This window comes from Neobacillus cucumis (genome assembly GCF_023715505.1).
In genome coordinates, this window is record NZ_JAMBOH010000056.1 from 1 (window position 1) to 16,183 (window position 16,183).

Here is a 16,183-nt window from a genome sequence, read left to right on the forward strand (position 1 = left end):
AATCTATTCAACTGAATTCCATAGATCAATGAATTAGACGCTCTCCCCTTTTTAAAAAATGAATGAGCTGCGTCTTCTTTAGTATTGCCTTTTTATCGAAGGTACAGAAGTAAATTTTCATGGTAGTTGAATAAAAGCCTGAACCAAATATACTTCTTCAGGCTTTTATTCACTAATTTATTATTCATAATTTTTTATCTCTAGAGGAAATAAACCAGATTTCTTCAGTGGATCAAAATCTTCCTCATCCTCTGACATTTCTAGAAAAACACCTTCCTCATCCAATTCAAACACTTCTCTAAGCTGCTTATATGATTCTTTAAATTGTCCCAGCAAAGAAAGGTAGCAAGCCCTGTTATATTTAAAGTATAAATCCTGCTGGTCAAGATTCAATGCATTATCGATACATTGAAGTGCTTCATTAATATGTCCTTGTTGTCGATAGATCATTGCCAATTCATTGAGGGCATCCGGATCATTAGGTTGTAGCTCCAATGCCTTTTTTAATGTGAACTCCGCTTCCGGGTAGTTCTCAAGCGCAGTATACACTTTCCCGAGGTGAAGATACCCTTTGTCAACACTAGGCTCAAGTTTCAGACATTGAACATACACAGCTTCAGCTTCCTCCAGCCTCCCCTGCAAAAATAAGATAAAACCGAATAAATTCATATACTCCGGCTCATCATACTCTGCCACAAGAGTTTCCATCAAGCTTTCAGCCTTCGCTAATGCCTTCATCTGTTTCTTCTCGCTCATTTCCGCGCTTTCATTCACGTAAAGAGTAACAAGCTTATAGGCAAGCTCAGTATCCCATTGTGATTTTAGCGATTGTTCCAACACCTTGATGGCTTCATCTGGAGAGGATGCTTTCAGGTAAAAATCAGAAAAACAGGCAGTCGCAAAACGGTTCTCGGGATCAAGTTTCATAGCCGTTTCATAAAAGGATATAACTACTCCCATATGGTAACTTAATTTCGTAAAACCGGTCAGTCTTTTGAACAAGCCCTTACGCTCTCCATCAGTACTTTCATTAACTAAATTATCAACCACTTTTTCATAAGCTGTCGCACTATTCATAAAGACAATGGATTTTTCTTTATCTGTCAGCTTTAGTTTTTTCAAATCAGCTTCGAGTTTAGTCAAGGACTTGGTTTCCGAATAGATATCGATTAGTGTTTCATACCATTCTACCGTATTGAAATCTTCCTGAATGACGAGCAAGCATTCCTGTTTGGCTGTTTTTAGATCTCTTCTCTTAAGAAGAAGCTGAACCCGATGGTGTAAAAGTTGCGGCAATTCAGGTGAAAGCTCCAATGCCTTTGTTAAATAGGCTTCCTCTTCCTTTATGTCACCGAGCTTTCCGTAAATATAAGCCATGGAATCGTATAAAAACGCCCGATCATATTTTTTCTTGCCGAGCTCCAGCTCCCGGAACCTCTGCAAAAAGTCCTGCAACATGGAGGGTTCTTCCATTAACTCGACCGCCGTTTCAACTGGAATACAGTAAGGATTTATACGGAATGCTTCCATTAGGTAATGAAGCTCTTTTGCTTGGATACCTTCGTGGCTTGCTATGCTGGCTAAACTCAGCATTGACTGTTCATGAGAAGGGTCAAGCTTAATCACTTTTAGATAATACTCTCTGGCTTTCTCATATTCTTCAGATTTAAAATAAATTTCACCGAGCCTGAATAACGAAAGGAGGTTTTCTTTCATGGTCAGAGCACGCTCAATATAACTTTTCGCTTTGTTCAAATACCCATTCTGTTCATATAAACAGCCAATATAGCAGAGGAACAGAAAATCATCATTTTTTCTATGCATACGCTCCCCTTCAAGGAATTCAATCCCTCTCCTGTAAAAAGGTGAGTTCTCGATAAGCCCTGTGTACAAATCCAATGCATCTACCAGATTGGTAGTCGTCCTTTTAATACCCTGTTCCATGTAAGACATGGCCTGCTGAATATACTGTTTATCCAATCCCCTTTCTATCGCTGCTTCCCACATGATTTTTCCACTATTGATTAAAAATTCATTATGCTCTTTAAATTGATCATAAAGGCCGTACATGTAGGAGAAAAATTCAGTGATTTTTCCCTCTTCCCTTAGTAATGTTCCAAGCGAAAGGAACGCATCCGGCTCTTCAGGTGTTTTCTCTGTAGCCCTCGAGTAAAAAGCCCTTGCCTGATCAAGCTTCTGCGTCCTTTCGGAAAACTCGCCAAGCTCCATAAGCAGTAGGTATGATTCATCTGTTGCATCTAGTCCTTTTTTCAAAACTTCTTCTGCCATATTGAGATCTTCATAGGCAAATTCATAAAGATTTGCCAACTCACGATAAGGTAACGGATAATCCGGGTCCAAGCCAATCGAGACTTTGAATCCTCTTTCCGCCTTGTGAAAGCGGCCAATCCGTCTGTCACAAAGGGCCCTTTCATACCAAATATGGGCATTGTCGTTATTTAGTTGTAGAGCGGTGGTAAAGACATCTCTTGCTTCCTCGTATTGTTCGTTATTAAATAAAATCATTCCATGGTTAATTAATTGAAAAACATCACGGTCATTAATATCAAGCGCAATCTTTGAAAATCTTAATGCGTCTTCTATATTGTCACCTTGGTTGGAGGTTGAAATTGCAAGATACGACCAGAGTATATAATCATCGGGTTCTAGTTTGATTCCCTTTTTAAATTCATCGGAAGCCGCTAGATAATCACCCTTGTCATAAGATAATCTGCCTTTAAGGTAATGATAAGTCGGATCATTTTTACGTTCCGCTTTATCAAGGACTTCAGAGGCACCCTGCTCGTTATTAGCAGCTGCATATGCCATGGCAATGATTAGATTTCTATAATGAGAGTTTTTCAAATGGTGCTCCGTTGTAGCTACAAGCTTCTTCAGCAACCCTTCATCCAGGTTACTAGCCAAATATCTAACTGAGTAGGCTGCAACAACGGGATCTTCTGCGTGTTCTTTTAAAAAAAACAAATCTTCAGGTTTAAGCGCATGGTCACATTCCTCCGTAAGCAGCAACAGCTTTTTCTTGTTATCATGATCACTTGGATCAAGGAAATCAAGTTTATCCGCTTCACTAGCAGGAACAATCGCAACTGAAAGAGCAAAGTTATTTCCAAATTCTTTTTCAAGGTTCTGATATTCCAGTTGATGAGGTTCTCTGAAATTCGGATCCTGAATGTGAAATACCTGTAAATTATCATCATACCCAGTTACCATTTGAACATGGGAAGAGGTAGGATAATCAATCGTCACCATAACGGCGGTATTTAAGTCGATTAATTTTTTAAATCTTTCCTCATTTCCCAAAAAAAGACGGCAGCAGTATCCCCTTTCTTCAAAAAAACCGATTGCTTTGGAGATTCTTGATCCAGCCACATCAAAGATTGACGCTGCAATTTCCTCCTGTCTGAATTCGTGAGAAAACATGCTCAAAGCCATTTGAACGCAAGCGGGAACGCAAAAGTTATATTTTTGGACAACGGGTTTGTAATTTATTTTTTTGAAAGGTTTGTTCTTCTTGCCGTTGAAATGCTTATAATGTGTTTGTTTGGTGAGCTCTGAATGGGAAGTAAGATGCTGCTGAAGCAGGACAAGCTTTTCTTCCTCATAATAAGCTTCCGCTTCGTAAATAGCGCACATTTTCTGATATTCGTGATAAGGAGAAATTCTCAATAATTCAGTAATGGATTCTCTCATAATATTGAACTGCTTATGCTTGTAATGAAACCTGATTTTCTCCACCAAAAGTTTTGGATAATGAGGATACTCCTGTAACCCCTCCTCTAACACCCTCTCTGCTTTCTCCATTTCTCCCTGCATAGAGTAATGCTGGACAAGAAGAGCATAAGAAAGGGCCCCATCTTTCTGGTCCTTTTTGCCTTTTTCGAGAAGCTGGATGGCCGTGTCCCATTCCCCTTTTTGAAGGTAAAAATAAGCCCACCTCGTATTCATACTGTCCTTTGATGCTGTTTCACATTTCTCCATATAGGAAAAGCCTTCTCGAAAGCGCTGCATGTTAATGAGTGCGACCGCCAAATTGAAATACAGCTTTTCGGCTAATTCAGAAGATAATTCCTGTCTTTCCAGTTCCTTTAACAGCTCTTCTGCTTCAATTAGTTTTTGTTCCGCGATCAATTCCTCACCATACCAAATGGTTGTTAATGGAGACTTTAGTTTTCTGTAGCTGTGCCTAGCGAGGATCCGGCTCCATTGTTCCATTAGGGCCAAATCCATAATCGTAAGTAAATCTTTCACAATTGGTTCCGGTAAATCCATAAGACTTCTGATCGCCGTTAATTTATTTTGTTTTATATATGTTTGGAATTGCTCCAGAAAGAGTTCCATCGCCCCCTGATAGTTTTGCTTCTCAAGTAAATCTATAAAATTATTTGTTATCATCCCGTTCTCCTTTACAGAGGTCGCATTTTCATCAAAAATTAACTCTACCTCTTTGCTTTATTTATAAACCTTATTAGGGATAAAAAAATATTTTCTATCTATTATTCTTCGAGTTTTAATAAAAAACCTTCTTCCAACTCCCTTTAGCAACAACACACCATCTTTCACTAAGACTAAAGTTTTAATGTAAAGTAACTATTCTTCCTGAATTTAAAATAGTCTTTCTTGCAGATGATGATGGAATCTATGAAGTATATAGAAACGGAGAAAAAATAGATTCTATTTCTAGTAATGAATATATAGATAACGCTTTAGAGAGCGATCAAGAATACATTTATGAATTTGTAGGAAATAAAAGATTACCAGAGGAGAAAATAAAAGTAATAAAAGAAGATCTATTATCAAGAGGTCAAGAGATTACCCCTGAACTTGAGAAGGAACTTTTTTACGATACATATAGCTTAACAAGATCTGTAAGTACAAAAATTAAATTACGTGCTATAGCTGGAGATTACGTTCTTAGATACACTACATTCATTCCTATGAAGTATGCAGCAAATCCGTTCGCAGGCGTTGCAGAAACTCAATACTTTAATGGAAATAATCGTTCTTTTAGCCCTTTCGCAACTTCATTTAAAACTCGTATGGACGTTGCTATTCATTTCCCTCTAGATGGAAATGGTACAGCAACGTTACCTTCAGGAAATAAACAAGTTCAAAGAACATATTATTATGACAAAAACTATAATGTCATAGGAAGTGCTATTGCTAGTAATGCTGGAATGAATATTCGTGATGTTTCTGGGTCCGAAGGCGTAGTATCTTATAATGCTTACCATGATATTGGTATTCCTTATTTAAACTATATGACTCCAGATATAACCTGGTCATATAATGCACATATATATATAGATGGAACCTATACAATCACCGGTAGTCATGACAAAGCTCCATCACATGAAATTTATTTGTTCGTTCCTTGAACTACTCAATATATGACTGTACATCAAAGATCACATGTAGATTTCTATCACCTGTTACCAACGTATCCTAATTATGCAATTAACGCATCATATTAAGTAAAAAGAGGGATTTCACGGGAATCCCTCTTTTTATATAATGAATATAATAATAAATAATAAGGAGAGTTATATGGAAAAAGGAAATATATATAGAAAGTTAATATCAGGAATCATTACAACTTTTATTTTAAGTTTAATAATTCCTGCAATAGAAAATTCAAATGATTTTCAAAAGGCATTTATTGCAATCCCAGTGTATTTACTTTATATTTTTCCAATAGTTATTGTTTATGGAACTATAACATCATATATTAGTGATTTAATTGCTAATAAAATGTCCAAAATAATTTCTAAAAAGTACATAATTATCTTTTCTGCGTTACTACATGGAATTTTCGGTTTAATTTTAATCTGGTATAGCTTAGTAGGAGCTATTTTATTCTTCTTTATAGATCGATTATTGGTAAAATGGAAGGTTCATTATAAATTACGTGATGTGATAATTTACTTTGGTGTTTTATTATTATGGTTTATTATCTTGACAATTACTATTAACTTTTTATAAATCTGAAAATATAACAAACTTTTATTTTAAATATAAACGCATTTTTTATGTGAAATAGATGTAATGATAAGGGGAAAAGGATATATCCGTCCTCTATTCCAAATCCCACAATTCGTCCATTTACTGCAAATGCAAAGGCTTTACTAACTTGGATATGTTTTTCACATATAAATATTGAATAATACAAAAGATCACTAAAGGTGGACTACTTTAGTGATCTTTAAACATGTTGAGGAAAATTATCACTTTATATGCTATCATTTTCTTTCTTCGTAAACTTAAAGTACTTGCTGCAGCTCCGATCAAAGAGATAAATCACTTCCTCAAGGTCCTCCCATCCAGGACTAAATAGAATTTTATCGTTATCTAACGAGTATTTAACAATTGGCATTGCCTCATTAAAATCTTTTTCATCAATAACCCGGCATTGATATTCTCGTTTAGACTTTTTACTGTAACTTCGATAGGTAAATAGGAAAACAGATGGAGAAATTAGTAAAGTGATATAATAACCCATCCGGAAATGGACTTCATACAAGATTGGATTCTCTATAAAAAACGAATAAACAATAAAGCTAAGAGCTATTTGGATGGTAAAAATATAATTAAACCACAGCTCTTTATTAAACACCGCTTTTATCCAATCGATATATTTTCCTGATCTTCTATGAAGCTTCTCATTAACTGCTATGTTCAGTAAAAGTAAAATGTACGTTACAATAAAAAGCAATAAGACCACAAACACAAAAACTTTACCAATCTCACCTTTAATTATTTTAGGGTTAAAGCAGAATGAAAGCAGAAACCCAAAAACCGCATAAATAAAGCAAAAGGTTACATAATCGAAAACTTTCACGATAAGTTGCTGTACATTTCTTTCATGCTTAGGCATAAATAATCGATCAAACTCATTGAAGGCTTAATCACAGGGTTGCTGCTCTAGACCACAAAGTAGGTTAATACGTGAAATGTAGGTGTATTTGGCAATTAAAAAATGCTATAAATGGAAGTATTTTTTATGAATGTAAAAAGAGCCAAAATACGCAAGTAGTGCATAAAAACTTGCATATTTTAGGCTCTTAAATTTTATTCCTAATTGTGTTAAAGCACCCGTTACTTTAAGTGTAATCCTTCACAATCTCAAAAGAGAGTAACGAGAAATTGGTTATTAGGTTATTATCCTTTTTTACATATAAATAAGTACGGAGAAGACCAAGTATTAAAAATTCTTCTTCTAATAAAAACGAAAACACTCCGAGCTATCTCAGCCTCAGAGCGTTTTGTATTCTTGTAAATTATTTTTGTATAGGTTGTCTATTATTGAATTGTATAACCACCATCAATAGTGTAAGCAGCCCCATTGATAAATGTTGATTTATCAGAAGCTAAGAACACAACTAAGTTCACTACTTCTTCTATTGTTACATAACGACCAGCTGGAATTAATTTAGCAATTGCTTCACGTACAGCTTTTGCATCTTCTGGGTTCATACCTTCTTCGATACGACGCATCATTGCAGAATCAACCGGCGATGGACAGATTGCGTTTACGCGTACATTATTGATTGCATTTTCAAGTGCAGCCATTTTTGTTAAACCAAGAACAGCATGCTTACTTGTTACATATGCTGTTTGCATTGGTGCTGCTGTTAAACCTGAAACAGAGGCAGAGTTAATAATTGAACCAGACTTTTGTTCATTCATTACTTTTAATACATGTTTTAATCCGTAGAATACACCATTTACGTTCACATTAATAACAGCATTAAAATCCGTAGCAGCTAATTCTGTCAATGGTGCCATTTTCCCTTGGAATCCTGCATTATTGAAAAATACATCGATTTTACCAAACTTTTCAACTGTTTGTTTTACATAGTTTTCTACTTGATTTTCTTTTGTTACATCTGTTGGTGCAATAATATAGTTGCCTTCTTTTAAGTTAAGTTCTGCTGCAGTATTTTGTAATGTTTCTTCATTTAAATCAACTAAAGTTAATTTAGCTCCTTCACTTGAAAATTGTCTTGCTGCTTCTTTTCCGATATTACCTGCTGCTCCTGTAATAATAACTACTTTATCTTGAAATTCCATGTTTATTCGCCCTCTTTAAATTTATTTAAACTGCTGAATATCCGCCATCCATAACTAAACTTGCTCCTGCAAAGAACGATGCATCATCACTTAATAAGAATAGAATTGTTTTGGCAACTTCTTCAGCTTTACCTAAACGACCAATTGGATGAAGAGCTACTAATTCATCGTAAATTTCTTTAGGGAGTTGTTGTAAAAGTGGTGTATCAATGTATCCAGGGTTTACAGAGTTCACACGAATTCCTTCTTTAGCATAAGTAGCTCCTAAAGTTTGTGTTAATAATTTTACGCCGCCTTTTGAAGCACCGTATGCAATAATGCCTTCTTTCCCAACTAAACCATGGACTGAACCAGTGTTGACAATGGCACCACCAGTACCTTGTTTACGCATTTGTTCGATGACATATTTATCCGCTAAAAATACTCCATCTAAATTGATGCTTAATGTTTTTTTCCAATGTTCAAATGGTAATTCATGAATAGGTGCATCTAAACCAATACCAGCATTGGCAACTAATAAATCAATTTTCCCATATTTTTCAACTGTTTGGTTGACCATATTTTTGATGCTTTCTTCGCTTGAAACATCTGTTTTTACAAAGAATGTGTCATAACCTTTCGCATTTAATTCATCAGAATAGTTTTGAGCGGCATCTGCAAAATCTGCAATTACAACTTTCGCTCCTTCTTCAGCTAAGGCTTGGACAGTAACGCCACCAATGCCACCTGCGCCACCTGTAACGATTGCTACTTTATTTTCGAATTTCATTATATAAGCCCCCTATATTAACTTTGTGTCATTTTAGTTTGTGTAACAACAGTTCGTATAACAACTATTGTCAACGACTTTATTATAGTACTACAAAAAAAGTTTGTCTATTTTGTGAACTCGCTATTTATAACGTATAATAAAGTATAAAGAATTAGATAGGTGATTTAATTTGAATCCATTTGATAAATATATAAGTACATTATTAAACCAAGCAAATACAAAAATACATACTGCAGTTAAAAACAAAATAGCACCGTACCAACTCGCGCCAGAGCAAAGCTTGATATTATTTGTATTACGTCTGGAAGATGGGCTTACACAAAAAGAAATTGGCGAACTATTAGGAAAAGACAAAGCAAATATTGCTCGAATGGCAGCTAATTTAGAAGAAAAAGGATTTATCCGTCGTGAACAGGATCCAGAAAGTCGTCGTAATTTAAAACTTTATTTAACTCCAACAGGATCTAAGGTTTATGAAGAAGCCTATTCTGTTTTTGAGGAATACGATGCACTCATTAGTAATCGCTTAACACCAGAAGAACTTAAGCAATTAAAAATACTACTGCTAAAATTAATGGATTTTTAGACGAAAAGAAAAAATTAGTTTTTTGAACAAAAACTTTTCATATTGTCTCCATTCTTGGAAGACAAAAATGTATGTATATTTATCCTTAAAAAGAATACCCATTTTATTTAAATTTCAAAAAAAATTAAGCTTTATATTTTGATCTCAGAAAAATTTGTAATGCAATGAAGAAGAGTTATTGTAGTTATGTAAGAGTGGTAGTGAAAAGGTTAAAAGAAAAGCAATCTCGCTTTTTTCAATAGATATTTTTATAGAGAGTCTGTCTCTCAACAGTCTTTTTTGGGGACTTTGAAACAGTCCCATTTTTAGTCCCTTGTTTAACTAACCTGCCCCGTTAGTAAAAAAGGCAGCTGCTGCAATCCCTTGTTCCATTTGACTATTTATCCTTAAATATAACTTTAGCAATTACTCCTCCAACAATAGAAAGTATACCAGCGTAGATACCGTGATATATGCTATTATCCCATTCTATGAAAGAATCCGAAACAGTCATAAACGTGGCAACAAAAAACGCAGTAAATATTATTTGCGGGATACTCAGTTTCTTATTTATATTTAACATAATTTCCCCCTAAATTAATGAATTACATTGGAATTATACCCATTGATTCTATCCCCGTATTCATAAATCCTTCTTCCGCTAAACTTCTTCGTTACTTTAAGTACAGCATTTCACAATGTTTCCTGTGGAAAAAGAAAAAGGCGACCTTCTTCTTGAAGTATCGCACCCGTTACTTTAATTATATTATTTCACAAACTTTTCATCTTCCATATCTATTAAGTAAACATCATCATCCTTAACTAAGAACAATTTGCTCCCTCTGCCAACAGCATAATCATATTTCAGTTCTTCTCCAATCTGATTTACCGTTTGAAATTTCTTTCTTCTCTTGTCCCTTAAAGAAAACAAGTACACCACTGCCCTATGGTCATAACCATAACTAAACATAACTAGATCATTTAAGATAGCAAATGCATGACTTCCTTTGATAGGAACATTACGATTTTATAGACTCTAGTTGATTTTTTTAGAAAAAGGGTACAAACCTAAAGCCTGTCTCATTAGGATACATATACATACAGTACAACAAAACAGAGGGATAGATGGAAGGGAGGGACAGAAGCGGAGTCACAGACAAGTGGAGGTAAAGTCGTCTCAGGTACATCTTGAACTACTAGCTAGATGAAAGGAGTAAAATATCCAATGTTTTGGATAACGATTGCAACTTTTTTGATTACCCTCGTTTTTATTCTTTGGCGGCCTAGAGGCATTAATGAAGCCGTGTTTGCCGCAATAGGTGCGATCATTGTCGTACTTAGTGGAAGTGTTTCATTATTAGACCTGGCGATAATTACTAACACCATAAGTGGTGCCGCCATTACGATAATGGCAACAATCGTCATGGCCATTGTTTTAGAAAGCTTTGGTTTCTTTAATTGGGTCGCAGAAAAACTGGCGGCCATGGCAAAGGGGTCAGGAATTCGTTTATTCTGGTATGTCAATCTTTTATGTTTTCTCATGACACTCTTCTTTAATAACGATGGAAGTATCTTAATCACAACCCCCATTCTAGTCATGTTATTAAACAACATGGGCTTAAAGAATCATCAAAAAATCCCTTATTTACTTTCAGGGGGCTTGATTGCCACCGCTTCAAGTGCTCCAATTGGAGTCAGCAATATCGTCAATCTAATCGCCCTAAAAATTGTGCATATGAGTTTGTATTTGCATACAGCCATGATGTTTGTTCCCGCAACACTTGGTCTGCTCTTGCTGGTAGGACTTCTGTTCCTGCGATTTAGAAGAATCTTGCCGAAAACCGTTCCTACTAATGTATCGGGTCTGTCAAGATCTAATTACCACCCACTTAAATTAAAAAATGGAATTGAATATGCTTCAGAAAAAGCTCGTTCAAGATTTATGCGAAACGTTCTACTATTCGTATTTGCAGTACGTGTAAGCCTCTTTGTGGCTTCGTTTGTGAATATTCCAGTCTCTGTAATGGCTGTAATTGGTTCTCTTGTTCTTTTAGGATGGCGGTGGGCTTATTTAAAAATATCCCCTGCCGATATGCTGAAAAAAACACCGTGGTATATAATCGTTTTCGCCTTTTGTATGTATACAATCATTTACGGTCTGAATAACATCGGTTTAACAGACTGGTTGATAGGATTCATGGAACCGATTGTTGCTGGAAGTCTGCTGCATGCGAGTGTCATGATGGGTGTACTACTATCAGTTCTCTCCAATATTTTTAATAATCACCCAGCACTCATGGTTGGAACACTTACGTTGACGCATATGAAGCTCAGTTTACTTGAATTGAAAATTGCTTATTTAGCCAACGTGATTGGCAGCGACATGGGATCGTTACTTCTTCCTATGGGAACGCTGGCGACGTTGATGTGGATGCACATTGTTAGAAAGGGAAAAGTGATGATTAGTTGGTTGGAGTATGTAAAAGTTACGGTCGTTGTGATTCCACCAACTGTGTTATTCACCTTAGTTGTTTTATATTTTTGGGTTTCATGGCTTTTTGGTGGCGTACTTCAACGATAAGACTATATGCAAAAAAGGAGGATTAAGATGGACTTTGAAGATTTATTAGGTAAAAATATTGAGGTGGAAATCTCAGGAGGCACTTTTCATAAGGGAACCTTGGTAGATAGTGGATTGGACATTATCGTCGTATTCGATGGCAAAAACCAACATTTTCTCTACATTCCCTTTATTCATGTTCAAAAATTGAAAGAAATCAGTTTCGACGATGAAGGTTACTATTATTCACCACCTCCATCAGAAAGACCGATTGAAGCGGAGGTAATATCCTTTCGAAAAGCATTAACGATCGCCAAAGGTTTGTTTGTCCAGGTGTATGTGACAGGAAATAAACCGATTCATGGCTATGTAACCAGCATTATGAATGACTATTTTGTCTTTCACTCCCCTTTATATAAAGCCATGTTCATTTCGATGAATCATGTCAAATTCGTCATTCCGTACCCACCCAATACAACGCCGTATTCTTTAGATAATCAGAAACTCCAATTAAATCCACCTTCCACTTCACTAGCCAGATCTTTTGAGGAGCAGTTGAAGAAAGTAGAAAATCAACTAGTTATTCTAGATGGTGGAGAACATTCGGAAAAAATAGGCTTAATCCAAAAGGTTCGAAATAACAAAATGATGCTGATAACAGCTGAAGGGGAACCTGTTTATCGGAATTTAGAGCATATCAAAACAATTCAATTACCGTAATATCGATGTGAGAACTTGAGATTTTAATTCACTCAACAGAAAGTAAAAGAAAGAGTGGTGTTACATGTTTAACAAAAATAAACAAAAAGAATAATCCACCCTGTTTTTGCGGACGAGAATGGATTACTCATTCAATTCTAAGTTGAATTGTTATACCGTGATGTTTAAGTCACGGTCTTCTTTTTGGTGTAACACATATTGTTATTATATGTTGTTTGGATTAAGTTTGCCTTATGTAGAAAAGATTTTGTTGGCTATTCTCCTGTAGTAACTCCCCTAAATTAATTAAGTCGATCCTAATTGGCACACCCAATAAAATAACTTTGAAAATCCTCGTATTTATATATTTAAGGAATTTATTCTTCAACTAAACTGCAACAATTAAATCAACAAAATACTCGTTGACCTCATCAAAGAATACGTGATTTAAAACCTCATCGTTAAAGACTGTATGTTCAGTAATAAAGGCTTATACTCCTTGAATTTTTCAGTAAAATGCTTTGCTTTTGCTAACTGTGTGATACAAACTAATTGCAGCGTATACTTAACATAGTCTTTAAGCACATGTTGAAGAGTATAACAAAGGTTTGTACTAATTTGATTGTAAAAAAACATCGGCAAAAAAACCGATGTTTTATTTGTTAAATTAATTTTTATTTTGAAATGCTTTGTTCGTTTTTGGGGACCAATGGAATTCGATTGTAGATGGTGATAATAGCATGACCAATTGGTGCAAAATATGATTTCAATGCAAAAACAAGTCCGCTTACTACAAGTGCTACGATGATGCTAGCTAGTACATCAAAAGGATAATGGTTTCCTACATAAACACGGGAAATCCCTGTACAAATAGCAAACAAGAACATACCAATTCCAATCTTACGATGTTTCCTCCATAATATCGCTAAAGCAATTGAAAATGTACCCGTTGCATGATCACTTGGGAACGAAGAATCTTTTGCATGCTGAACCAGAAGATTCACATGATGTGTTACAAATGGTCGATTTTCATAAAAGATGTGACCTAAAACAAAATTAATAACTAAACCAATCACAGCGGTTATCGCTGCATATACAACCGTATATTTTTCTTTTTCTTTCCCCAAAAACCACATTAATAATAAAACCAGTGCAAAAAACGGAAATGCAAATTGGGTAAAGAAAACCATTAAACCATCCAATAAATGCTGATGGCCTGCATTTTGATTAATTGCTTGAAATATTTCGTAATTCACTCTAGCCCCTCGCTTCTATCTATAATTTTTTAATTTTCTTCAAAACTTTGTTTGAACAACATAGTTACCTCATTTTATTTCTAGGGATTATTCTAGAGCTGATGGCTCTTCCTGTATCTGGAGAATTTTTAATGAGCTATGCGGGATACTTTGTTTATCAAGGGAAAATGAATTATATGTTGGTACTCCTAACCGTTTTTTTTGTCAGGTGGTGCAGGCATAACCGTAACATATTGGGTGGGGAAAGCAGGCGGATATAAGCTGATTGAAAAGTACGGGAAATATATTCACCTTGTTCCTGAAAGATATAATAAAACAGCTGCTTGGTTTGAACAGTCAGGGAGTAAATTATTGGTTTTTGCGTATTTCATTCCAGGAGTAAGGCATTTTACTGGATATGTATCAGGAATTTCTAAATTGCCTTTTAAAAAGTTTATTGTTCCTGCTTATATAGGTGCATTTTTATAAGGTATTGGGGCCTGAATGGCAAGCCTTTCATCAAGCAGCCACTAAGTATTTAGTTGTTTTTCTGATTGTTTTAGCTGTATTATTGGGTGCTTACTTCGTATATCGATTTTATAAAAACCCACTTAAAAATTTCTTTGTTCGTTGGATACAAAGGTTGCTTTCATGGCTTAAAACCATAAGAGCAACGGAAATGTTCCTTATTTCTCTTACTGTAGTTTTAATTGGAATGGTTATCTTGATGCTTGGACTAGCTGATGATTATTTAGACATTGATTTTACCCAATTTGATAAAATTACTGGATTTATGGTGCACTCTGCTGTTTATATGAGCTGGATGAAAGGGTTTATCGTATTTCAACAGCCATTTGCACTTATCAGCATCATAGCTGTTACAATTATTCAAATTTGGATAAAGGAAAAGAACAGGATGTTAGAGTGTCTGTTACTCGTAATTTCCATATTTGGAGGAATCCCTTTCCGTGAAACAATCTTGGAGGTTTTTTCTATTCTTCAAAAATATGGATTTGTCCGAGGTTTTCATTCACCTAATTTTCCTGATATAAACTCCACTATTTTGATCGTCTTTTTTGGAACTTGTCTATTTTTACTTCTTCGCCATTCGAAAAATAATTTTGTAACAATTGTGGTTCCTGTGCCCTGTTTAATATTATTAATGGGTCTAGCCATTGTAAATGTTGAGTTAACCATGTACTTCCAAGTGACTTTGTTGGCGGATATGTATATGGAGGAGTCTGGATATTCTTTAATTTTTTATTGTTTGAAATGATTCGGCTAGTCTTGGGAAAGTATCAATATATTGTTTTAAATAAAGATGAGGTAAATAAAAAAAGAAAACACGTATTCTTGTGATAGAAGATGAAACCCAGATTGCTCGTGTCTTAAAAACAAAATGGCATATGTATGATGAATGGTGTCAAAGAAGGGGAAGGTACAGAAGCCTTATTATTCTTCCCAATATGAAAAGTTTGGAATATCTAAACTCTTTAAAGACTGAATGCCCTCTGGTCTTTTACTGAATCAGAATTAAAAATAAAAAAAGAAAATGGCCTAATATAACTGATTTATTAGGCCATTTTATTTATATCCCTTTATTAGAAAGGATACACATAATAAGTTAATACACCTACAATGATGCCTGTAATCGCTCCAAAAAAAACTTCTGTTGGTTGGTGTCCTAGTAACTCTTTTAATTTTTCTCTAGACTCTGTTTTCTTTATGTTTGGATTTTTTAAAGTGTCAATTAACCGATTAAAATCAACCAAAAGTTTATTTAAAACTTCAGCATGATACCCTGTATGCCTTCGCACCCCTGTTGCATCATGCATAACAATTAGTGAAACCACAACACATATTACAAAAGTCATTTGTATAAATACCAGAAGTCAATCCAACTGCTGTAGTCAATGAAATAATCATAGAAGTATGAGAACTTGGCATTCCTCCTGTACTAAACAACAATTTCCATTTTAATTCCCTTGATGTTAAATAGTGAATTGGAACTTTTATGAATTGAGCAATCAGCATGCTTAAAAGAGCAGATAAAATTGGATATGATAATAACATTTTTCCTCCACTTATTTTGAAATTAATTATAGTGTTCCATAAACTTAACCCATTTAAATTTGGGAATCACTAGTGTTGCATTAAAAATGTCGTAATTTTCAGTTTAGTCATCTTTCTTATTTAGAGCCAAAAAAGTAAATACCCAATCAAAGGTGGCTCCATCCATTTGGAAATTTATTTACAATTAGACC

General features: G+C 35.0%; 16 protein-coding genes. 7 read left to right on the forward strand and 9 right to left on the reverse strand.

Going from position 1 to position 16,183, the window contains the following annotated elements; genetic code table 11:
- Nucleotides 1-180: 180 nt before the first annotated feature.
- On the reverse strand, nt 181-4,413 hold the full coding sequence (locus M3226_RS30515; protein WP_251573151.1) for a tetratricopeptide repeat protein: 4,233 nt from the start codon (nt 4,411-4,413) through the stop codon (nt 181-183).
- A 542-nt stretch (nt 4,414-4,955) separates the two neighbouring features.
- Between M3226_RS30515 and M3226_RS30520 the strand changes: the two genes are divergently transcribed.
- Entirely contained in the window at nt 4,956-5,396 is a 441-nt protein-coding gene (locus M3226_RS30520) for a hypothetical protein (protein WP_251573153.1), read from the forward strand.
- Between the two features lie 169 nt (nt 5,397-5,565).
- Nucleotides 5,566-6,000, forward strand: coding sequence for a hypothetical protein (locus M3226_RS30525; RefSeq protein ID WP_251573154.1), 435 nt, complete (start codon nt 5,566-5,568; stop codon nt 5,998-6,000).
- 247 nt (nt 6,001-6,247) lie between these two features.
- On the opposite strand, the gene M3226_RS30530 is transcribed toward M3226_RS30525, so the two are convergent.
- The 3 genes from M3226_RS30530 to M3226_RS30540 form a co-directional block, all read right to left on the reverse strand.
- Nucleotides 6,248-6,892, reverse strand: coding sequence for a hypothetical protein (locus M3226_RS30530; RefSeq protein WP_251573156.1), 645 nt, complete (start codon nt 6,890-6,892; stop codon nt 6,248-6,250).
- A 425-nt stretch (nt 6,893-7,317) separates the two neighbouring features.
- The gene (locus tag M3226_RS30535; protein WP_251573158.1) at nt 7,318-8,088 is read right to left on the reverse strand and encodes an SDR family NAD(P)-dependent oxidoreductase; all 771 of its coding nucleotides are present in this window, start codon (nt 8,086-8,088) and stop codon (nt 7,318-7,320) included.
- 25 nt (nt 8,089-8,113) lie between these two features.
- Nucleotides 8,114-8,857, reverse strand: coding sequence for an SDR family NAD(P)-dependent oxidoreductase (locus tag M3226_RS30540; RefSeq protein ID WP_251573160.1), 744 nt, complete (start codon nt 8,855-8,857; stop codon nt 8,114-8,116).
- A gap of 172 nt (nt 8,858-9,029) precedes the next feature.
- Between M3226_RS30540 and M3226_RS30545 the strand changes: the two genes are divergently transcribed.
- On the forward strand, nt 9,030-9,446 hold the full coding sequence (locus M3226_RS30545) for a MarR family winged helix-turn-helix transcriptional regulator (RefSeq protein ID WP_251573162.1): 417 nt from the start codon (nt 9,030-9,032) through the stop codon (nt 9,444-9,446).
- A gap of 376 nt (nt 9,447-9,822) precedes the next feature.
- On the opposite strand, the gene M3226_RS30550 is transcribed toward M3226_RS30545, so the two are convergent.
- Entirely contained in the window at nt 9,823-10,008 is a 186-nt protein-coding gene (locus M3226_RS30550; protein WP_251573164.1) for a hypothetical protein, read from the reverse strand.
- A 183-nt stretch (nt 10,009-10,191) separates the two neighbouring features.
- Nucleotides 10,192-10,356 carry a hypothetical protein gene (locus tag M3226_RS30555; protein ID WP_251573166.1) on the reverse strand — a complete coding sequence of 55 codons (165 nt, stop codon included), beginning with the start codon at nt 10,354-10,356 and terminating at the stop codon, nt 10,192-10,194.
- 294 nt (nt 10,357-10,650) lie between these two features.
- On the opposite strand from M3226_RS30555, the gene M3226_RS30560 reads away from it, so the two are divergent.
- Both M3226_RS30560 and M3226_RS30565 read left to right on the forward strand, forming a co-directional pair.
- On the forward strand, nt 10,651-12,006 hold the full coding sequence (locus tag M3226_RS30560) for an arsenic transporter (protein ID WP_251573168.1): 1,356 nt from the start codon (nt 10,651-10,653) through the stop codon (nt 12,004-12,006).
- Between the two features lie 27 nt (nt 12,007-12,033).
- Entirely contained in the window at nt 12,034-12,705 is a 672-nt protein-coding gene (locus tag M3226_RS30565) for a DUF2642 domain-containing protein (protein ID WP_251573170.1), read from the forward strand.
- 653 nt (nt 12,706-13,358) lie between these two features.
- Here the strand turns inward: M3226_RS30565 and M3226_RS30570 are convergent.
- On the reverse strand, nt 13,359-13,940 hold the full coding sequence (locus tag M3226_RS30570) for an undecaprenyl-diphosphatase (protein ID WP_251573171.1): 582 nt from the start codon (nt 13,938-13,940) through the stop codon (nt 13,359-13,361).
- A gap of 201 nt (nt 13,941-14,141) precedes the next feature.
- On the opposite strand from M3226_RS30570, the gene M3226_RS30575 reads away from it, so the two are divergent.
- Together M3226_RS30575 and M3226_RS30580 are read left to right on the forward strand one after the other, a co-directional pair.
- On the forward strand, nt 14,142-14,408 hold the full coding sequence (locus tag M3226_RS30575) for a DedA family protein (protein WP_251573173.1): 267 nt from the start codon (nt 14,142-14,144) through the stop codon (nt 14,406-14,408).
- 4 nt (nt 14,409-14,412) lie between these two features.
- Complete coding sequence (locus M3226_RS30580; protein WP_251573175.1) at nt 14,413-15,195, forward strand: hypothetical protein; 783 nt, start codon at nt 14,413-14,415, stop codon at nt 15,193-15,195.
- Between the two features lie 325 nt (nt 15,196-15,520).
- On the opposite strand, the gene M3226_RS32620 is transcribed toward M3226_RS30580, so the two are convergent.
- Together M3226_RS32620 and M3226_RS32625 are read right to left on the reverse strand one after the other, a co-directional pair.
- Complete coding sequence (locus M3226_RS32620; RefSeq protein ID WP_308212017.1) at nt 15,521-15,793, reverse strand: divergent PAP2 family protein; 273 nt, start codon at nt 15,791-15,793, stop codon at nt 15,521-15,523.
- Complete coding sequence (locus M3226_RS32625) at nt 15,747-15,992, reverse strand: divergent PAP2 family protein (RefSeq protein ID WP_308212018.1); 246 nt, start codon at nt 15,990-15,992, stop codon at nt 15,747-15,749. The genes M3226_RS32620 and M3226_RS32625 overlap by 47 nt, the downstream gene beginning before the upstream one ends.
- Between the last annotated feature and the right edge of the window lie 191 nt (nt 15,993-16,183).